At 42.4% G+C, this 21,966-nt stretch carries 16 protein-coding genes; 15 read left to right on the top strand and 1 reads right to left on the bottom strand.

The window, feature by feature from the left end:
• The first annotated feature begins 108 nt into the window (after positions 1-108).
• The 9 genes from thyA (at position 109) to LI112_RS10370 (ending at position 13,762) form a co-directional block, all read left to right on the top strand.
• Complete coding sequence (thyA, locus tag LI112_RS10410) at positions 109-957, top strand: thymidylate synthase (protein ID WP_005427259.1); 849 nt, start codon at positions 109-111, stop codon at positions 955-957.
• Positions 958-1,004: 47 nt separating this feature from the next.
• Entirely contained in the window at positions 1,005-1,496 is a 492-nt protein-coding gene (locus tag LI112_RS10405; protein WP_005427260.1) for a dihydrofolate reductase, read from the top strand.
• Between the two features lie 118 nt (positions 1,497-1,614).
• Positions 1,615-2,640, top strand: a complete 1,026-nt coding sequence (locus tag LI112_RS10400) for a branched-chain amino acid aminotransferase (RefSeq protein ID WP_227190673.1) — start codon at positions 1,615-1,617, stop codon at positions 2,638-2,640.
• Between the two features lie 103 nt (positions 2,641-2,743).
• Entirely contained in the window at positions 2,744-3,931 is a 1,188-nt protein-coding gene (locus LI112_RS10395; RefSeq protein WP_055056653.1) for a 5-bromo-4-chloroindolyl phosphate hydrolysis family protein, read from the top strand.
• Between the two features lie 50 nt (positions 3,932-3,981).
• Positions 3,982-5,160 carry a toxic anion resistance protein gene (locus LI112_RS10390; RefSeq protein WP_227190672.1) on the top strand — a complete coding sequence of 393 codons (1,179 nt, stop codon included), beginning with the start codon at positions 3,982-3,984 and terminating at the stop codon, positions 5,158-5,160.
• A 62-nt stretch (positions 5,161-5,222) separates the two neighbouring features.
• On the top strand, positions 5,223-6,278 hold the full coding sequence (ispG, locus tag LI112_RS10385) for a flavodoxin-dependent (E)-4-hydroxy-3-methylbut-2-enyl-diphosphate synthase (RefSeq protein ID WP_117998373.1): 1,056 nt from the start codon (positions 5,223-5,225) through the stop codon (positions 6,276-6,278).
• A 14-nt stretch (positions 6,279-6,292) separates the two neighbouring features.
• Positions 6,293-10,774, top strand: coding sequence for a PolC-type DNA polymerase III (locus LI112_RS10380; RefSeq protein ID WP_117738655.1), 4,482 nt, complete (start codon positions 6,293-6,295; stop codon positions 10,772-10,774).
• Positions 10,775-10,850: 76 nt separating this feature from the next.
• Positions 10,851-12,806 carry a fructose-bisphosphatase class III gene (locus tag LI112_RS10375; protein WP_005427268.1) on the top strand — a complete coding sequence of 652 codons (1,956 nt, stop codon included), beginning with the start codon at positions 10,851-10,853 and terminating at the stop codon, positions 12,804-12,806.
• A 29-nt stretch (positions 12,807-12,835) separates the two neighbouring features.
• The gene (locus tag LI112_RS10370) at positions 12,836-13,762 is read left to right on the top strand and encodes a YARHG domain-containing protein (protein WP_118044976.1); all 927 of its coding nucleotides are present in this window, start codon (positions 12,836-12,838) and stop codon (positions 13,760-13,762) included.
• 13 nt (positions 13,763-13,775) lie between these two features.
• Here the strand turns inward: LI112_RS10370 and LI112_RS10365 are convergent, their stop codons facing one another.
• Positions 13,776-13,991 (bottom strand): helix-turn-helix domain-containing protein, encoded by a 216-nt coding sequence (locus LI112_RS10365; protein WP_005427270.1) that lies wholly within the window; start codon positions 13,989-13,991, stop codon positions 13,776-13,778.
• A gap of 173 nt (positions 13,992-14,164) precedes the next feature.
• Between LI112_RS10365 and LI112_RS10360 the strand changes: the two genes are divergently transcribed.
• The 6 genes from LI112_RS10360 to groL all read left to right on the top strand — a co-directional run bounded on the left by LI112_RS10360 (position 14,165) and on the right by groL (position 21,929).
• Entirely contained in the window at positions 14,165-15,685 is a 1,521-nt protein-coding gene (locus LI112_RS10360) for a YifB family Mg chelatase-like AAA ATPase (RefSeq protein ID WP_055056655.1), read from the top strand.
• A 36-nt stretch (positions 15,686-15,721) separates the two neighbouring features.
• Positions 15,722-16,630, top strand: a complete 909-nt coding sequence (gene dprA, locus LI112_RS10355; RefSeq protein WP_117738657.1) for a DNA-processing protein DprA — start codon at positions 15,722-15,724, stop codon at positions 16,628-16,630.
• A gap of 80 nt (positions 16,631-16,710) precedes the next feature.
• Positions 16,711-18,780: a type I DNA topoisomerase gene (topA, locus tag LI112_RS10350; protein WP_118236055.1), complete on the top strand. Its 2,070-nt coding sequence runs from the start codon at positions 16,711-16,713 to the stop codon at positions 18,778-18,780.
• A gap of 130 nt (positions 18,781-18,910) precedes the next feature.
• Positions 18,911-19,696, top strand: coding sequence for a GTP-sensing pleiotropic transcriptional regulator CodY (codY, locus tag LI112_RS10345; protein ID WP_005427274.1), 786 nt, complete (start codon positions 18,911-18,913; stop codon positions 19,694-19,696).
• A gap of 266 nt (positions 19,697-19,962) precedes the next feature.
• Positions 19,963-20,247 carry a co-chaperone GroES gene (groES, locus tag LI112_RS10340; RefSeq protein ID WP_005427275.1) on the top strand — a complete coding sequence of 95 codons (285 nt, stop codon included), beginning with the start codon at positions 19,963-19,965 and terminating at the stop codon, positions 20,245-20,247.
• Between the two features lie 56 nt (positions 20,248-20,303).
• Entirely contained in the window at positions 20,304-21,929 is a 1,626-nt protein-coding gene (gene groL, locus LI112_RS10335) for a chaperonin GroEL (RefSeq protein WP_227190671.1), read from the top strand.
• Positions 21,930-21,966: the final 37 nt, after the last annotated feature.

Genomic DNA, 21,966 nt, shown 5'->3' with positions numbered 1-21,966 from the left:
AGAGGAAGGTATGTTATACTTATATCAATTATGAACCTGCATCAAAAGTGATTAAAGAACAGGTAGGAGACAGGAATTAATCTAAGGGATAAGAGAGGAACAAAAAAGATGAGTTTAGCAGATGTTACGTTTATTAATATGTGCAGAGATGTCATAGAAAATGGAACCAGTACAGAAGGAGAAAAGGTACGTCCAGTCTGGGAAGACGGTACATCGGCCTACACGATCAAGAGATTTGGAGTAGTGAATCGCTATGATCTTCGCAAAGAATTTCCGGCTCTGACACTTCGAAGAACTGCACTAAAAAGTGCTATGGATGAGATACTCTGGATCTGGCAGAAAAAATCAAATAACATCAAAGATCTTCACAGTCATATCTGGGACAGCTGGGCCGATGAGAATGGTTCCATTGGTAAGGCATATGGTTATCAGCTGGGGGTGAAACATCAGTACAAAGAAGGGATGATGGATCAGGTAGACCGTGTATTATATGATTTGAAAAATAATCCCTACAGCCGTCGCATCATGACGAATATTTATGTACACCAGGATCTGCATGAGATGAATCTATATCCATGTGCATATTCCATGACGTTTAATGTGACGAAGGAACCGGGGAAAGACAAGCTTACTTTGAATGCAATCCTGAATCAGCGTTCACAGGATATTCTGGCTGCAAATAACTGGAACGTCTGCCAGTATTCAATCCTTCTGATGATGATCGCACAGGTATGTGACATGGAAGCAGGTGAACTTGTACATGTGATTGCAGACTGCCATATTTATGATCGTCACGTACCGGTTATCAAAGAACTGATCAGTCGTACTCCGTATCCGGCACCAACTGTGAAACTGAATCCGGAGATCAGGGATTTTTATGAGTTTACAACGGATGATCTGATAGTAGAAAATTATCAGACATGGCCACAGATCAAAAATATTCCGATCGCAATCTGATGTGTTTGAAAATAAATATATTGCTGTAGAGAAGAGGGTAATGAAGTATGAATATTATAGTAGCAGTAGATAAGAACTGGGCAATCGGTAAAGATAACAAGCTTCTTGTAAGTATTCCGGCAGATATGAAGATGTTTCGCCAGGAAACAACTGGAAAAGTTGTTGTTATGGGACGTAAGACTCTGGAAAGTTTTCCAAATGGGCTGCCTCTTAAGAACAGAACAAATATTGTCCTGACAGGAAACAAAGATTACAATGTCAAAGACGCGATCATTGTCCACACTGTAGAAGAACTTCTGGAAGAAATAAAAAAATATCCGTCAGAGGAAGTATACTGTATTGGTGGAGACAGTGTATACAAACAGCTTTTGCCTTACTGTGATACAGCACATGTGACAAAAATTGATTTTGCATATGAGGCAGACAGCTATTTCCCAAATCTGGATGAAATGCCGGAGTGGAAAGTAACTGCGGAGAGCGATGAGCAGACATATTTTGATCTGGAGTATTCTTTTATGAAATATGAAAGGATAAAATAAATATTTTCTCTGCAAATTTTGCATTGAAGTCACCGCGATAAAGTGCTAAAATGGATGAAAAGAGTTACTGAGAAGGGTAACTGGAAAAGAAATCCATATGACTGGAGGAAGATATATTATGGAAAAAAAGAACATTGACTGGGGTAGCATCGGATTCGGTTATATTCCGACAGATTATCGTTATGTTGCCAATTTCAAAGATGGTAAATGGGATGAAGGACAGCTGACTACAGACCCGAATGTTACACTGAATGAATGTGCCTGTGTATTCCAGTATGCACAGACTGTATTTGAAGGAATGAAAGCTTATACAACAGAAGACGGACATATTGTTACTTTCCGCCCGGATCTCAATGCTGAGCGTCTTGCAAATTCTGCAAGAAGACTGGAAATGCCGGTATTCCCGGAAGACCGTTTTGTAGAGGCTGTTGTACAGACGATCAAGGCAAATGAAGCATATGTACCACCATATGGCTCTGGTGCAACTCTGTATGTACGTCCGTATATGTTTGGAAGTAACCCTGTTATCGGTGTTAAACCGGCTGACGAGTACCAGTTCCGTATTCTGACTACACCGGTTGGACCGTACTTCAAAGGTGGCGCAAAACCGATTACGATCCGTGTCACAGACTTTGACCGTGCTGCACCGCATGGAACAGGTCATATCAAGGCTGGTCTGAACTATGCAATGAGTCTTCATGCTATCATGGATGCGCATCGTCAGGGATATGATGAAAACATGTATCTGGATTCTGCTACAAGAACAAAAGTAGAGGAGACAGGTGGAGCGAACTTTATCTTTGTCACAAAGGATAATACCGTTGTTACACCGAAGTCCAACAGTATTCTTCCATCTATCACACGTCGTTCTCTGATCTATGTTGCAGAGCATTATCTTGGACTGAAGGTAGAAGAACGAGAAGTATATCTGGACGAAGTAAAAGACTTTGCAGAATGTGGACTCTGCGGAACCGCAGCTGTTATCTCACCAGTTGGCAAGATCGTAGACCATGGCAAAGAAATCTGCTTCTCAAGCGGAATGGAAGAAATGGGACCGACAACAAAGAAACTTTACGAGACACTTACCGGCATCCAGATGGGACGCATCGAAGCTCCGGAAGGCTGGATCAAAGTTATCGAATAAGATTTATTGTATCAGATATAAGACAAGGTACAGGCAGATGTCCTGTGCCTTGTTTTTTTGTTTGTATTTCGTTATAATAAGAGAGAGTTTACAGGAGGACGGAATGGACAAAAAATCTTACGATAACGGAACGGATTTCAGCTTTGTGGAGCAAAAAGTCCGCGAAGTGCAGACAACAATAGAAAATGCTGTAAAAACAAGCAATTATCAGGAACTGAATCAGTCCATCACGAAGATGGTTAATAATACACTGAAACAATATCAGAAAGAGCATCCTGCGACGGTTCAGAAAAAAACTGAGCACAAAGTTATGAATCAGAAAATACAGGAAACTCATCCGGAACTGTACGGAAATACCGGAGGCGAAAAGGTAAAAGATATTCTGCTGATCGTATTCGGTGGGCTTCTTTCCGGAAGTATGGCAATAGGACTTCTGACAGTGCAGATTCTGCAGGCTGTAATAGGTCACGGCGGTATCACTTCGACTGCAGTGACGTTGATTGGTACACTGGCAGGCGTGGGGATGATCTATGGAGGCTGTACAGGACTTGGCAGATTGAAACGCTTCAAGAAATATGTACAGGCACTTGGAGACAGAACGTATTGTGATTTTGAACGTCTGGCAGGGGCTGTGGGCCGCAGTGTGAAATTTGTAAAAAAAGATATCAGATTTATGATTCAGAAAGGCTGGTTTCTGGAAGGACAGACAGATCAGAAGGAAACATGCCTGATCACGAGCACAGAAACATATCGACAGTATACAGAGACACAGAAGGCACTGGAGCAGCGAAACGAAGAAGAATGCAGAAAACGCCAGCAGGAAACAGAGCAGCAGAAACAGATCAGTCCGGAAGTACAGGAAGTTCTGGATAAAGGTGAAGCATATATTCAAAAAATCCATGCAAGTAATGATGCAATCCCGGGAGAAGAGATCTCGGCTAAAATTGCCCGCATGGAACAGATTGTAGAACAGATTTTTCAGAGGGCAGAGGAGCATCCGGAAATTATCCCGGACCTTAAAAAAATGATGGATTATTATCTACCTATGACAGTGAAACTTCTGGATGCTTATGAAGAAATGGACAGACAGCCAATTCAGGGAGAGACGATCCGCTCATCCAAAAAAGAAATTGAAGATACGCTGGATACTTTAAATGAAGCATTTGCAAAACTCCTGGATTCAGTTTTTCAGGATACCGCGTGGGATGTTTCCAGTGATATATCTGTGCTTCATACGATGCTTGCACAGGAAGGACTGACTGGAAATGATTTCAGTAAGAAGCAATTATAAAAAAACGAGTATAAAATACATTTGCCACAGAACACGATAAGGAGAACGATATGGGTGATGAAATGAAACAGGCAGAAACAGGGATGCTGTCACTTACACTGGAACCAGATTTTGCACCGGAAGTGAAGAAGGAGCCGGAAGTGCAGGTACAAGGACAACTGATGGAAGTTGCACCGGAAATGAATCCGGTCCAGCAGAAGATGGCACAGACAGTACTGACACCGGAAGAACAGAAGATGGTGGACGATTTTGCATCTAAGATTGATGTGGAGAATCTGACACAGGTCATGCAGTATGGCGCTGGGACACAGAAAAAGATGGCTGATTTTTCAGATGAAGCACTGAAAAACGTAAGAGCACAGGATCTTGGTGAAGTCGGAGAACTTCTTTCAGGAGTTGTTGGAGAACTGAAGGGATTTGATGCCGAAGAGGAAAAAGGTTTTCTGGGATTTTTCAAAAAACAGGCAAATAAAGTAGAAAATTTGAAAAACAGATATGACAAGGCTGAAGTAAATGTAGAAAAGATTGCAGATGCACTGGAAAAGCATCAGGTTCGTCTGCTCAAGGATTCTGCAATGATGGACAAAATGTATGAACAGAATCTCCTGTATTTTAAAGAGCTTTCCATGTATATTCAGGCTGGTAAACAGAGGCTTGCACAGACCAGGAACGGCAAACTGCATGATCTGGAAGAAAAGGCGAAAATGACCGGACTCCCGGAGGACGCGCAGGCGGCTAAGGATCTGGACAGTAAATGTGCCCGTTTTGAGAAAAAACTTCATGACCTGGAACTTACCAGAATGATCTCACTGCAGACAGCACCACAGATCCGCCTTGTCCAGAATAATGATACGATGATGGCAGAAAAGATTCAGACTACACTGGTCAATACGATTCCACTCTGGAAAAGCCAGATGGTACTGGCACTTGGCATTGCACATTCAACAGAGGCGGCGCAGGCACAGAGCCAGGTATCGGATCTTACAAATGAACTCCTTCGAAAAAATGCAGAGAAACTGCATATGGCATCGGTAGAGACAGCAAAAGAATCGGAACGTGGTATTGTGGATATGGAAACACTTCAGAAAACCAATGCAGATCTGATTCAGACGCTGGATGATGTAATGAAGATTCAGAAAGAGGGCAGAGAAAAACGCCAGGCAGCGGAAGCTGAAATGGTCAGAATGGAAAATGACCTGAAGGCTAAACTGTTGGAAATTCAGCACTGAAATACAAGAGGGGCTGTTTGAAAATAACAGCTCCGCTTTTTCGTCAAAAAGGAGAGAAGAGCATGTATCGTGATCATACAAAAGTTGTACAGATAGGAAATAAAAAGATTGGTGGAGGTAATCCAATTCTGATTCAGTCTATGACGAATACAAAGACAGAAGATGTGGAGGCAACTGTCCGCCAGATTCTGGAGCTGGAAGCAGCCGGATGTGATATTATCCGTTGTGCAGTGCCGACTATGGAAGCTGCGCAGGCACTGAAAGAAATCAAAAAGCAGATTCACATTCCATTGGTGGCAGATATTCACTTTGATTATCGACTGGCGATTGCCGCAATGGAAAACGGTGCAGATAAAATTCGTATCAATCCTGGAAATATCGGAAGTACTGACCGTATTCAGGCAGTTGTGGATGTTGCAAAAGAGCGAAATATACCAATCCGTGTAGGAGTCAACAGTGGTTCTCTGGAAAAAGAGCTGGTAGAAAAATACCATGGTGTAACAGCAGAAGGACTGGTGGAGAGTGCACTGGATAAAGTACGTATCATTGAAGAGATGGGGTATGACAATCTTGTGATCAGTATCAAATCTTCGGATGTTATGATGTGTGCCAAAGCACATGAGCTGATTGCAGAAAAAACAGATCATCCGCTTCATGTTGGTATTACAGAAGCGGGAACTCTGTATTCTGGAAATATCAAATCTGCCGTAGGACTTGGAATCATTCTTTCACAGGGAATCGGAGATACGATCCGTGTTTCTTTGACGGGCGCGCCATTGGAAGAAATAAAATCTGCCAAACGGATCCTTAAGACACTGGGGTTGCGTAAAGGTGGTGTAGAAGTTGTTTCTTGTCCGACATGTGGACGTACACGTATTGATTTGATCGGGCTTGCAAATAAAGTAGAGGCAATGGTACAGGATATCCCATTGGACATTAAAGTTGCTGTTATGGGATGCGTGGTAAATGGTCCTGGTGAGGCAAAGGAAGCAGATATTGGGATTGCCGGAGGGGTTGGTGTCGGTCTGCTGATCAAAAAAGGTGAGATCGTGAAGAAAGTACCGGAAGACCAGCTTCTGGATATTTTAAGAGAGGAACTGCTTCACTGGGAAGGATAAGAGAGGCATAGAGCGTGGAGAAAGAATTTTTCGATGTATTTCCCAATTTAAAAGTAAAAGACCAGCTGCATGAATGGCTGGAGATGGTAACTGTATCAAAAGTTTCCTGCAATCCAGCGAAGACGAGACTGTGGGTTTATATTCATAGTGAACGCTGGATCCACAAGAAATATATTATGGCACTGGAAGATCAGATTGAGCGACAGTGCTTTTCAGGTCTTGAAATACAGGTAACAGTGATTGAACGTTTTCATCTTTCCAGACAGTATTCCCCGGCCAATTTTCTGGAAGTTTATCGTTCCAGTATGGAAGTGGAACTGAAGAACTTCAATATGCTTGAATACAATCTTTTTAAGCGTGCGCAGATTGCTTTTCCATCGGATGAGCAGATGAATCTGACTTTACCTGATTCTGTGATATCCAGAGAAAAAAGCGGGATTCTGGTGGAATATCTGGAAAAAGTTTTTTGTGAACGATGTGGGATGAATCTCAAGATCAACCTGCAGTTCATAGAGACAGAAGAGAGCAAATATCGCAAAAATGCTGCGCTGCAGATCCGGCAGGAGGTGGCGAATGTGCTGAAACATGCCAAACTGACACCGGAGCCGCTGCAGGATGAGAAAGAGAAAGATACGGCTGCAACGGAAGTAAAGGATGGCAAAAAAGCAGAAGCGAAGACTAATAAAACAGAACAGAAACCAAAAACATTTGAGAAGAAAAGCCAGCGTGGAGAGTTTCATGGAGGATTCCGCAAAGACAGTAATCCGGATGTGATCTATGGAAGAGATTTTGAGGGAGATACCATTGATCTGGAATCTATTACCGGTGAGATGGGAGAAGTCATCATCCGTGGACAGGTTATGGATGTGGAAGCACGTGAGATCCGTAATGAAAAAACAATCCTGATATTTCCGGTAACAGATTTTACTGATTCTATTGTGATCAAAATGTTTCTGAGAAATGAACAGGTACCTGAGATTACGGAATCTGTCAAAAAAGGTGCCTTTTTGAAATTTAAAGGGGTAACAACGATTGACCGATTTGACAGTGAGTTGACGATCGGATCAATATCTGGAATTAAGAAAATTGCAGATTTCCGTAGTACCAGAATGGATACCAGCCCACAGAAGCGAGTGGAACTGCACTGCCATACCAAAATGAGTGATATGGATGGTGTTACGACTGCAAAAGATCTGGTAAAACGAGCTTACGAATGGGGGCACAAGGCAATCGCAATTACAGACCATGGTGTTGTACAGGCTTTCCCGGAGGCAAACCACTGTTTTGATGCATGGGGAGGATGTGTTCCGAAAGATTCAGATTTTAAAGTCCTGTATGGTATGGAAGCATATCTTGTTGATGATATGAAAGGCATTGTTACCAACAGTCAGGGACAGCCGATTGATGGTAAATTTGTTGTATTTGATATTGAGACAACAGGATTTTCTCCGCTTACATGTCAGATTATAGAGATTGGTGCTGTGAGAGTCGAAAATGGTGTGATCACAGACCGTTTTTCGACGTTTGTGAATCCAAAGGTACCGATTCCATACAGAATTGAACAGTTGACAAGTATTAATGATTCCATGGTTATGGATGCACCGGATATTCAGACAATACTTCCGCAGTTCCTTGAATTTTGTGCAGGAGCTGTCATGGTGGCCCATAATGCGGACTTTGATATGAGTTTTATTATAGAAAACTGCAAACGACAGGGGCTGCCGCAGGAGTATACATATGTGGATACGGTTGGTATGGCACGTTTTCTTCTGCCGGCACTGAACCGATTCAAACTGGATACGGTTGCCAAGGCTGTCGGAGTGTCTCTGGACCATCATCACAGAGCAGTGGACGATGCAGCATGTACGGCTGAGATTTTTGTACGGTTTGTGGAAATGTTAAAAGAACGAGACATTTTTGATATGGATACGCTGAACCAGCAGGGAAATGTATCTGTGAATACAATTAAGAAGCTGCCGACATATCATGCGATCATTTTGGCGAGAAATGAGACCGGACGTGTGAATCTCTATAAACTGGTCAGCCAGTCACATCTGAAATATTACAGACGTCGTCCACGTGTACCGAAGAGCCTTTTTCTGGAACACAGAGAGGGACTTCTGATCGGAAGTGCCTGTGAAGCTGGCGAATTGTATCAGGCACTTCTTCGAAATGCACCGGAACCGGAAATTGCCAGACTGGTCAATTTTTATGATTATCTGGAAATTCAGCCACTTGGAAATAATGCATTTATGATCGCAGATGAAAAAAATGATCGTGTGAAATCCAATGAGGATCTGATTGAACTTAATAAGAAAATCGTAAAACTTGGAGATCAGTTTAAGAAACCGGTTGTTGCCACCTGTGACGTACATTTTATGGATCCACAGGATGAAATCTATCGCCGGATCATTATGGCCGGAAACGGATTCTCAGATGCGGATAATCAGGCACCTCTATATCTGCGCACTACAGAAGAGATGTTGGAAGAATTTTCTTATCTGGGAAGTGAAAAAGCAGAAGAAGTGGTTATTACCAATACCAACAAGATTGCAGATATGATCGAGAAGATCTCTCCGATTCATCCGGATAAATTTCCACCGGTTATTGAAAATTCGGATCAGGATCTGAAAGATATCTGTTTTAACCGTGCACATGAGATGTATGGTAAAAATCTTCCAAAGATTGTAGAAGACCGTTTGAACAAGGAGTTGCATTCTATTATTTCCAATGGATATGCTGTTATGTATATCATCGCGCAGAAACTGGTATGGAAATCTAATGAAGATGGTTATCTGGTTGGCTCGCGAGGATCAGTAGGCTCTTCACTGGCGGCAACTATGTCTGGTATCACAGAAGTAAATCCTCTGCCACCGCATTATTTGTGTCCGGAATGTAAATACAGTGACTTTGATTCGCCGGAAGTCAAGAAATTCGGAGGTATGGCCGGATGCGATATGCCGGATAAAGTATGCCCGAAGTGTGGCGCTAAGATGAGTAAGGAAGGCTTTGATATTCCTTTTGAAACATTCCTTGGATTCAAGGGAGATAAGGAACCGGATATTGACCTTAACTTTTCAGGTGAGTATCAGGCGAATGCACATCGATATACAGAGGTTATCTTTGGCAAAGGGCAGACCTTTAAGGCCGGAACGATTGGTACACTTGCGGAGAAGACGGCATTTGGTTATGTGAAGAATTATTATGAGGAACGGGGACAGCACAAACGTTATTGTGAGATCAACCGTATTGTGCAGGGATGTACCGGTATCCGGCGAACGACCGGCCAGCATCCGGGTGGAATCATTGTCCTTCCAGTGGGTGTGGAAATTGAAAAGTTCACGCCGGTACAACATCCGGCAAACGATGAGAACAGTGATATTATCACAACACATTTTGATTACCATTCTATTGATGGAAACCTTTTGAAACTGGATATTCTCGGACACGATGATCCGACAATGATCCGTATGCTGGAGGATCTGACAGGCTTAAGTGCCCGTGATGTTCCTTTGGACAGCAAGGAAGTTATGTCTTTATTTGCAAGTACGGATGCATTGGGAATCAAACCGGAGGATATTGGAGGCTGCAAGCTCGGATGTCTGGGTGTACCGGAGTTTGGTACAGATTTTGCCATGCAGATGCTTATTGATACGAAACCGAAATATTTTTCTGACCTGGTACGTATTGCCGGATTGTCTCATGGTACAGACGTATGGCTGGGAAATGCACAGACATTGATCGAAGAAGGAAAAGCAACGATTTCTACTGCAATCTGTACACGAGATGATATTATGATCTATCTCATCAGCATGGGGGTAGAAAGCAGCCTTGCCTTTACGATCATGGAAGCTGTACGTAAAGGAAAAGGTCTGCGCGAAGAGTGGGAAGCTACCATGCGTGAACACAATGTTCCGGAGTGGTATATCTGGTCCTGTAAAAAGATTAAATATATGTTCCCGAAGGCACATGCAGCAGCATACGTTATGATGGCATGGCGTATTGCCTGGTTTAAAGTATTTAAACCCCTTGCATATTATGCGGCATTTTTCAGTATCCGTGCAACGGCTTTTTCATATGAAACGATGTGTATGGGACGTGACAGGTTAGATTTCTATCTTGCAGAACTTCGCAAAAAGGGCGATGCAGCGTCAAAGAAAGAACAGGATACGATCAAAGATATGCGTATTGTACAGGAAATGTATGCACGAGGTCTGGAGTTCATGCCAATCGATCTTTACCGTGCCAAGGCAAATCGTTTTCAGATCATTGACGGCAAACTGATGCCCGCATTGAACTGTATTGACGGAATGGGGGATAAAGCTGCCGAGGCAGTCGTAGATGCTGCCAAACAGGGAAAATTCCTGTCGAAGGATGATTTCAGAGATCGGACAAAGGTCAGCAAGACGGTTATCGATCTGATGGATGATCTGGGAATCTTTGGAGATATTCCACAGTCTAATCAGTTTTCATTGTTTGACGGTGTGATTGCCTGAATGGATATCATTTATAAAAAATGGGGATTACCGATAGAAAAGCCGGGTATGTTACCATAGCGAAAAGGAGACAATTATGAAAAAAGAGGAGTTAAGGTATTTACAGAGACTTGCGGAACTCTATCCGACAATCGGAAAGGCTTCTACTGAGATCATTAATCTGCAGTCGATTCTGAACCTGCCAAAAGGGACAGAACATTTTATGTCGGATCTGCATGGAGAATATGAGGCTTTTTCGCATGTACTTCGCAATGGTTCTGGTGCTGTACGCAAAAAAATCGATGATGTGTTTGGCCATACACTGAGCAATAATGACAAGAGGGCGCTGGCTACACTGATTTATTATCCGAAAGAAAAAATACAGCTGGTCAAAAAGACAGAGGAAGATATGGAGAACTGGTACAAGATTACTTTGTACCGTTTGATCGAAGTCTGCAAGACTACAGCGTCCAAATATACAAGATCCAAGGTACGTAAGGCATTACCTCCGGATTATGCGTATGTTATTGAAGAATTGATCACAGAAAAGGCGGAAGTGCTCGACAAAGAAGCTTATTATGATTCTATTGTCAATACGATCATTGAAATTGGCCGTGCAGAGAATTTCATCATTGCACTTGCAGAACTGATACAGAGACTGGTTGTAGATCATCTGCATATTCTGGGTGATATTTTTGACAGAGGCCCGGGCCCGCATTTTATCATGGACCGTCTGATACAGTATCATTCTCTGGATATCCAGTGGGGAAATCATGATGTAGTATGGATGGGGGCAGCAGTTGGGCAGAGAGCCTGTATAGCAACGGTGCTTCGTAACAGTATCCGCTATGGAAATCTGGATATTCTGGAAGATGGATACGGAATTAATATGCTTCCGCTTGCGACATTTGCAATGGAAGTATATAAAGATGATCCGTGTACTGCTTTTGAAATGAAGGGAACATCTAATTATAATGCACTGGAAAAAGAACTTGGACAGAAGATGCATAAAGCAATTGCAATCATTCAGTTTAAGCTGGAGGGACAGCTGCTTCGAAGACATAAAGAATTTCATATGGAAGACAGATGTCTGCTGCACCGGATCAATCCGGAAAAAGGTACGGTTACACTGGCAGATGGAAAAGAATATCCAATGCTTGATACAGAATTTCCAACGATTGACTGGAAGCATCCGTATGAACTTACTCCGGGAGAACTGGATGTGATGGAACGTCTGGAAACTGCATTCCGAAACTGCGAAAAATTGCAGAATCATATGCGGTTGTTGCTGGACAAAGGTGGACTTTATAAGATATATAATGGAAATCTTCTGTTTCATGGATGTATTCCATTAAATGAAGACGGAAGTCTGAAGGAAATTCAGATTTACGGAAAAACTTATAAGGGACGTGAATTGTATGACGTTCTGGAGGCATATGTGCGGAGAGCATTTTATGCGGTTGACAGAGAAGAACAGCGTAAGGGCAGAGATATTTTGTGGTTTATCTGGGCAAGTCCGTCTTCGCCGCTATTTGGCAAGGATAAAATGACTACATTTGAACGATATTTTATTGCGGATAAGGAAACTCACAAAGAAACAAAAGGTGCGTATTATCATCTTCTTGAAAATGAAAAAGTAGTAGATGGAATGATACGGGAATTTGGATTGGATCCGGAAACCGGCCATATCATCAATGGACATGTTCCTGTGCATCAGGGGGATGGTGAGAGTCCGGTCAAATGCAATGGGAAAGTAATTGTTATTGATGGAGGATTCTGCAAAGCTTATCAGAAAGTAACAGGAATTGCCGGATATACGCTGATCTACAATTCTTATGGCCTGGTGCTGACGGCACATGAGCCTTTTACATCCAAGGAGCAGGCAATATCTAAAGAAAGTGATATTGTATCCAACAGAGTATCCGTACATTATACATCCAAACGTCGTTTAGTAGGGGATACAGACACAGGAAGAGCTCTGAAAGAACGTATCGGTGAACTGCGACAGTTGCTTGACGCATACAGAAAAGGTATTATTAAAGAGAAAAAATAAAGTACAAAAGCAATAACAGAGGTGAGCGAATGAGAAGAAAAAACAGACTGAGGGTACTGCTGGTGATTTTGGTCTCAATATTTATCATGTTCAGTGCAGCAGCACTTCTTCTGGCAGGATTTCAGAAAAGTGAGAGAGAGGCACAAAAGAAGAAAGAAGCAATGGCAGCGCTGGAAAGTCTGCCGACAGCAGCACCTACGGAAGTTCCTGTGACACCGTCTCCGAGTCCGACACCGAGGCCAACAGCGACACCAACGCCGATACCAAAAGAAAAAGTAAGTTTTAATCCGGATGATTTCTGGGATTACTGGTATAGCACAGATGGACTTGTGACAATTAATATATATAATATCAGTCAGGACAGTGTATCATTCAGCTTCAGCCAGACAGATGCAGGACAGACACAGTCTGTTTCTGCTGATGTAACTGCGGAAGTGGCCGGAACTGCGGCAGCATTTTCCTTTACAGATACAGCGGGAAATGCAGCTTCAGGAAATCTGACATTTGACAATGGTCAATTATATCTGCGTGCGACGACAGCAGAACCAGTTTCTTCTGTATATCCAAATGTAAGTTGTATTATGAGCAGAACACAGGTACAGCTGCAACCGGATCCGACGGTTACACCAACGCCGGCCGAGCAGGCACAGAATACGGCTGAGACAGGAGAATATTTCTTCCCGGAGAGCAGTAATCGTTATCTGACAGATGAGGAGATTTCAGCATATAGTTCAGATCAGCTGGAACTTGCAAAGAATGAAATCTATGCACGCCATGGACGTCAGTTTGTAACAGATTATATTGCGGATTATTTTAACAGTAAATCCTGGTATCAGGGTACGATAGATCCGGACACTTTTGATGCCGAACAGAATTCTATTTTCAATGAATATGAGCTTGCAAATATTTCAAAGATTGCTGAGTGGGAAGAACAGAAAGCGAGTCAGGGAAACTGACTCGCTTTCTGCGTCATTTGATCGGTTCTTTGTTATCGGTTCTTCCAACCAGATAATCAATGGTGGTATCATAATAATCAGCGAGGCGGATCAGCATTTCAATTGGAATATTACGAGATCCTGTTTCATAATGAGAATAAGAACGCTGACTGATATGAAGAATTTCACCAATTTTCTTCTGAGAGAGATCGGAATCTATACGCAGATCCTGAATTCGTTGAAATTTCATTCTTATACCTCCTTCATTTTCTGTAATTATAAAACAGTCCGAAATGTGCTATTGCAATACGGAGCAAAATGGACTATAATAAAAATCATTTCTTTTTTTATTCCCATAATACAATTATAAATTAAAAAATATAGCAGTGCAGATCGAGGTGCATGTGCATACAGGAGGTTGTTATGTTTGCAAGTGTACTATCAGCAGCGATTTTAGGCATGGATGTTCATCCAATCCAGGTGGAGGCAGACGTCAGTGATGGTCTGCCGACATTTACGATGGTTGGATTTCCTTCGGCACAGGTAAAGGAAGCACAGGATCGTGTCAGAACGGCATTGAAGAATAACGGTATTGCACTTCCACCGAAGAGAATTACCGTGAATTTTGCTCCGGCTGATATTAAGAAAGAAGGAGCTGGATTTGATCTTCCGTTAGCAGCTGCTGTTTTGGCGGCGTCAGATATTCTGAAATCGGAACAGCTGGATCGGGTGATGATGGCCGGAGAAATAAGCCTTAATGGAGAAATTCATGCAATATCAGGGATTTTGCCTATAATCATCAGGGCGAGGGAGGAAAAGTGCCGGTTTTGTGTTGTTCCATATGAGAATCTCCGGGAAGCGACACTGATACCGGATATGAAGGTGATTGGAGTTCGCAATCTGCAGGAAATGATACGCTATGTGCAAAGTCCGGATTCTTATAGAAAAGAAGTGGGAAAAACAATAGAATCTCCGGGTAAAGAAAAACTGGATTTCAGTGATATTCGAGGACAGGAAAGTCTGAAACGAGCCGTGGAGATTGCAGTCAGCGGTTTTCACAATCTGCTTATGATCGGGCCTCCGGGGGCAGGAAAAACGATGGTTGCGAGAAGAATTCCGGGAATTATGCCGGCACTTACATTTGATGAAGGGCTGGAATTGACAAAAATCTACAGTATTGCCGGATTGCTCTCGAGAGGAGATCCTCTGATCAGAGAAAGACCTTTTCGCAGTCCGCATCATACATGTTCAGCACAGGCTCTGGCTGGTGGTGGCCGAAATCCCAGACCAGGGGAGATCACACTGGCACACAGAGGTGTATTGTTTCTGGATGAGATGCCAGAGTTTTCCAGAAGAAGCCTGGAGATTCTCAGACAGCCACTGGAGGACAAGGTGATACGTATCTCCAGAGTATATGGGACGTATGATTTTCCGGCAGATTTTATGTTGTGTGCGGCAATGAACCCATGTCCCTGTGGTCATTATCCGGATATGAACAGATGTCGGTGTACACCGGCACAGGTAATGCAGTATCTGGGAAGAATAAGTCAGCCGCTTCTGGACAGACTGGATCTTTGTGCTGAAGTGTCCCCGGTAGATTTTGAAGGACTGAGCAGTGGACGAAAAGGGGAGAGTACACAAACGATCAGAGAGCGGGTTATCTGCGCACAGGATATTCAGAGAGAACGATATAAAATAGAAGGAATTCAGTTTAACGGAGAATTAAGTGGTGCTCAGATTGAGAAATATTGCAAGATGGAAAAAGACGCCCGGCAGCTTTTGAAGATGGCATTTCAGAATATGCCGTTCAGTGCCCGTGCCTATCACAGGATTCTAAAGGTGGCACGGACAATCGCAGATATGGAAGCGACAGAAAGTATTCACAGACATCACATAGCAGAAGCGTTATCCTATCGGGCATTTGACAAAAAATACTGGAATTAATCAGGGTATAAAATCTGAAGAGGAGTGATAATTTATATGGAAGGAACTCTTAACATCAGAAAAAGTGACACGGAAATGTCTGTGCGTGAGATTTCGAAAGAAAGTCCGGAATATCCGCAGAAACTTCTGCATTATGAGGGAATGCCGGAGATTTTATATGTCAGGGGAACATTACCGGATCCACGACGACCGGCAGTTGCAATCGTCGGAGCCAGGGCAGCCAGTCCATACGGGCGTATGCAGGCGTTTCGTTATGCCAGGAGACTCAGTGAAGAAGGAGTGCAAATATTAAGTGGGATGGCATATGGGATTGATACTGAGGCACACAGAGGTGCACTGGAAGGAGAAGGAGGCACATGGGCGGTACTTGGAAATGGCGTTGATATCTGTTATCCTTCGGGTAACAGAGCACTTTATCAGCGAATTCTGCGAGAAAAATGTGGTATACTCAGTGAACAGCCGACGGGGACTCGGGCAAGAAATTATTTTTTTCCGGCAAGAAACAGAATTATCAGCGGACTGGCGGATCTTGTTGTGATTGTTGAAGCAAGAGAAAAAAGTGGTTCATTGATCACTGCACAGTGGGCACTTGATCAGGGAAAAAGTGTTTTTGCCATACCGGGACCGGTAACAGAGGAACTTAGTATGGGGTGTAATAAATTGATCTATGACGGGGCAGGTATCGCATATACACCGGAAATACTGCTTCGGGAACTCGGAATAGATTGTGAAAAAATTGTTAAAGTAAAGACAAAAAATGAGTTAGGACTTGCAACCGATTTAAAATTGGTGTATAGTTGTCTCGATTTGCAACCAAAATCTGTGGAATTTTTGATCCAGAAGACAGGACTTTCGCCGGAAAAAGTCGGCGGTCTTCTGCTGGAGTTGAAAATATCGGGGTTAGCCCGGGAAATAGGCAGGCATTATTATGTAAAGACAACATAAGACACGGATCAGCCTCCCGGGAAGTTTAAGAAGTGTTGCTGTAACGGAGTGAACAGTAACGGAGAAGTAGGAGAGATAGCATGGCGAAATATCTGGTGATAGTGGAATCACCTGCAAAAGTAAAAACCATTAAGAAATTTCTTGGGAGTAACTATGATGTACAGGCATCAAACGGACATGTGCGTGACTTCCCGAAGAGTCAGTTTGGCATTGATGTAGAGAATGATTTTGAACCAAAATATATTACGATCAGAGGAAAGGGAGAATTGCTTTCAAATCTTCGCAAAGCGGCCAAAAAAGCAGATAAGATATATCTTGCAACTGACCCTGACCGCGAGGGAGAGGCAATCTCCTGGCACCTGATGCAGGCGCTAAAAGAAGATCCGTCTAAGATGCGCAGAATTTCTTTTAACGAAATCACAAAGACTGCTGTAAAGAATTCCATCAAACAGCCGCGGGATCTGGATATGAACCTGGTAGATGCACAGCAGGCACGAAGAATGCTTGACCGTATGGTAGGATATACGATCAGTCCGCTCCTTTGGGTAAAAGTGAAAAGAGGCCTGAGTGCAGGACGAGTACAGTCTGTAGCACTGCGTATTATCTGTGACAGAGAAGATGAGATCAATTCTTTTATTCCGGAAGAATACTGGAGTCTTGAAGGTGAGTTTCGTGTAAAAGGAGAGAAGAAACCTCTTCAGGCAAAATTCTATGGCACGGATAAGAAACTTCCAATCCATAATAAGGCCGAGATGGATGAACTTCTTGGAAAACTGGAAAATGCAGAGTATGAAATTACAGAGGTAAAAAAAGGCGAACGTATCAAGAATGCACCCCTGCCGTTTACAACCAGTACTTTGCAGCAGGAGGCAGCCAAAACACTGAATTTTTCTACACAGAAAACAATGCGTCTTGCCCAGCAGTTATATGAAGGTATTGATATTAAGGGAAGCGGCACGGTTGGTCTGATCAGTTATCTGCGTACGGATTCCACTCGAATCTCACAGGAAGCAGATGAAGCAGCGCGAACCTACATTGGTGAACAGTATGGAGAAAACTATGTTTCTACAAGTGGAAAGATGGTAAAAAAAGACCAGAAGATTCAGGATGCGCATGAAGCAATCCGTCCGACTGATATTACCAGAACGCCAGTCACGGTCAAAGAATCTCTTTCCAGAGATCAGTTCCGTCTGTATCAGCTGATCTGGAAACGCTTTACAGCAAGCCGTATGTCTGCAGCAAAATATGAAACAACATCAGTAAAAATCAGTGCAGGAGAGTATACTTTTACGGTTGCTGCCTCCAAGATCATATTTGACGGATTTATGTCTGTGTACATGCAGGAAGAAGATAATCAAAAAGGCAATGTACTCAGTCAGAGTCTTGAGAAGGGAATGAAGCTGCAGCTTACTGAACTGAAACCGGAACAGCATTTCACACAGCCACCGGCACATTATACAGAAGCATCTCTTGTAAAGGCACTGGAAGAACAGGGAATTGGACGTCCGAGTACTTATGCTCCGACGATTACCACGATCATCAGCCGCCGTTATGTATCTAAAGAACAGAAAAATCTTTATGTGACGGAACTTGGAGAAGTTGTTAATAATATTATGAAACAGGCATTTCCAAGCATTGTAGATGTTCGTTTTACTGCAATGATGGAAGGCCTTCTGGACTGCGTTGAAGAGGGTACTGTGCAGTGGAAAACGGTTGTCAGAAACTTTTATCCGGATCTTAAGAGAGATGTGGATGCTGCTGAGAAAGAACTGGAAAAAGTTGAAATTCAGGATGAAGTTACAGATGAAATCTGTGATGTCTGTGGACGCAATATGGTCATCAAATACGGACCACATGGAAGATTCCTTGCATGTCCTGGATTTCCGGAATGCAGAAATACCAAACCGTATTATGAAAAAATCGGTGTGGCATGTCCGAAATGTGGAAAGGATGTTGTGTTGAAGAAAACCCAGAAGGGTCGTAAATATTATGGTTGTATCGACAACCCGGAATGTGATTTTATGTCATGGCAGAAGCCATCAGCAAAAAAATGCCCGGTTTGTGGAAGCTATATGGTCGAAAAAGGAAACAAGATTGTCTGCAGTGAGACAACTTGCGGTTATGTAGAGCAGAAGTCTAAAGAAGATTAAATATATAAATTTTCTGAAAATGCGGACAAAATCGAAAAAAATATAAAAATATCTTGTATTTTCGTTGCAAAACGTGTACTATTATACCATAAGATTGAAAACATCGAAAAAACAGGAGAAGGAGGCCGTAATGAGCGTTCAGTTGTTGGATAAAACCAGAAAAATCAATAAGCTTTTGCACAACAGCAGTTCCAGTAAAGTTGTATTTAATGATATCTGTCAGGTGCTGATGGACACATTAAGTTCCAATATCCTGGTACTGAGCAAAAAGGGTAAAGTACTTGGAATCAGTTTATGTCCGGGCGTTGAAGAAATTACCGAGCTGATTGAAGATAACGTAGGCGGACATGTAGATTCTCTGTTAAATGAGCGTTTCCTTGGCGTTTTGTCTACAAAGGAAAATGTGAATCTTCAGACACTTGGATTTGAACATGTAAACAGCAACTGTCAGGGTATTATCAATCCAATCGATATTGCCGGCGAAAGACTGGGGACTGTTTTTATGTATCGTAACGATAAGCCTTATGATATTGAAGACATTATCGTCAGTGAATATGGCACAACAGTGGTTGGTCTGGAAATGATGAGAGCGGTTCATGAAGAAAATGCAGAAGAGGACCGTAAACAACAGGTTGTAAAATCTGCATTCAATACACTGTCCTTCTCAGAACTGGAAGCGATCATTCATATATTTGATGAACTTGATGGAGAAGAGGGTATTCTGGTTGCAAGCAAGATTGCAGACCGTGTAGGAATCACCAGATCTGTTATTGTAAATGCACTTCGCAAATTTGAAAGTGCCGGGGTAATCGAATCTCGTTCATCAGGTATGAAGGGAACTTATATCAAAGTACTTAACGAAGTAATTTTTGATGAGCTTGAAGAAATTAAAGCTCAGCGAAGCAAAAAATCATAAGGACAGCAGAAGCTGTTTATAAAGAGAGGTCTTTTCCTATGAAGGAAAGGGCCTTTTCTTTTATAAAATACTTAAAAATCAGAAAATGAGAAAACAGGAGAAAATAAGAGAAAATAAAAGATAAATAAAAAAATAATACTAATTTACAGCTTTGAAAAGAGTTGCAGAAAATCATGATTTTAAATAATATAGGGACAGTGATTAGCACTCAAACGAAATGAGTGCTAGTAATTCGAAAAAGGCAACAATAAAGGAGGAAATAGATCATGAAATTAGTACCTTTAGGTGACAGAGTTGTATTAAAACAGTTAGAAGCAGAAGAAACAACAAAATCTGGTATCGTACTTCCGGGACAGGCACAGGAAAAACCGCAGCAGGCAGAAGTTATTGCAGTAGGTCCTGGCGGAGTTGTTGACGGTAAAGAAGTTAAGATGGAAGTTGCTACAGGTAATAAAGTTATTTATTCCAAATATGCAGGAACTGAAGTAAAACTTGACGGCGAAGAATATATCATCGTAAAACAGAGCGATATTCTCGCAATCGTTGAATAATCGTAACAGAATAAAAAACGTTACAGATCATTAAGCATTTCAGGAGGACAGTCATCATGGCAAAAGAAATTAAATTTGGTGCAGAAGCAAGAGCTGCACTTGAAACTGGTGTAAACAAACTTGCAGATACAGTAAGAGTAACAATCGGACCAAAAGGAAGAAACGTTGTACTTGACAAACAGTTTGGTGCTCCGCTTATCACAAATGACGGTGTTACTATTGCAAAAGAAATTGAACTGGAAGACAGATTCGAAAACATGGGTGCCCAGCTGATCAAAGAAGTTGCATCCAAGACAAATGATGTAGCTGGTGATGGTACTACTACAGCAACTGTTCTGGCACAGGCAATGGTTCATGAAGGAATGAAAAACCTGGCAGCAGGTGCAAACCCGATCATCCTGAGAAAAGGTATGAGAAAAGCTACAGATGCAGCTGTAGAGGCTGTCAAAGAAATGAGCCAGAAAATCAGTGGCAAAGCACAGATCGCAAATGTTGCATCTATTTCTGCAAGTGATGAAGAAGTAGGTCAGCTGGTTGCTGATGCAATGGAAAAAGTTTCCAATGATGGTGTTATCACAGTTGAAGAATCCAAAACAATGCATACAGAACTTGATCTGGTAGAAGGTATGCAGTTTGACCGTGGATATATTTCTGCATATATGTCTACAGATATGGAAAAAATGGAAGCAAATCTTGAAGACCCATATATCCTGATCACAGACAAGAAGATCAGCAATATTCAGGAAGTTCTTCCGTTACTGGAGCAGGTTGTTCAGGCTGGAGCAAAACTTCTGATTATCGCAGAAGATGTAGAAGGTGAAGCACTGACAACTCTGATCGTAAATAAATTAAGAGGAACATTCCAGGTAGTTGCTGTTAAAGCTCCTGGATATGGAGACAGAAGAAAAGAAATGCTGCAGGATATCGCTATTCTGACAGGTGGACAGGTAATTTCCGAAGAACTTGGACTTGATCTTAAAGAAACTACAATGGCTCAGCTTGGACGTGCAAAATCTGTCAAAGTTGCAAAAGAGAATACAGTTATCGTAGATGGTCTGGGTGATAAGAAAGAAATTGCTGACCGTGTTGCTCAGATCCGTAAACAGATTGCAGAGACAAAGTCTGAATTTGATAAAGAAAAATTACAGGAAAGACTTGCAAAACTGGCTGGCGGCGTAGCTGTTATCCGTGTTGGTGCTGCAACTGAAACTGAAATGAAAGAAGCAAAACTTCGTCTGGAAGATGCTCTTGCAGCTACAAGAGCAGCAGTAGAAGAAGGAATCATTGCAGGTGGCGGATCTGCATATATTCATGCATCCAAGAAGGTTGCAGAACTGGTTGCAACTCTGGAAGGTGATGAAAAGACAGGTGCAAACGTTATCCTCAAAGCTCTGGAAGCTCCGCTGTTCCATATTTCTGCAAACGCTGGTCTGGAAGGCTCTGTTATTATCAATAAAGTAAGAGAATCCGAGCCAGGTGTTGGATTTGATGCTCTGAACGAGAAATATGTAGACATGGTAGGTGCCGGAATCCTTGATCCGGTTAAAGTTACAAGAAGTGCTCTGCAGAATGCGACAAGTGTTGCTTCTACACTCCTGACTACAGAGTCTGTAGTTGCTACAATCAAAGAAGATGCTCCGGCTATGCCGGCAGGTGCTCCAGGAATGGGCGGCATGATGTAAAATAAATTTATGCGAATTAAGGGATTGGCGTCATAGA

The organism is Blautia sp. 210820-DFI.6.14 (genome assembly GCF_020558815.1).
GTDB lineage: Bacteria > Bacillota > Clostridia > Lachnospirales > Lachnospiraceae > Blautia_A > Blautia_A obeum.
The sequence above is the reverse complement of the archived record's forward strand: the minus strand, read 5'-3'. Positions and strand labels throughout refer to the sequence as shown.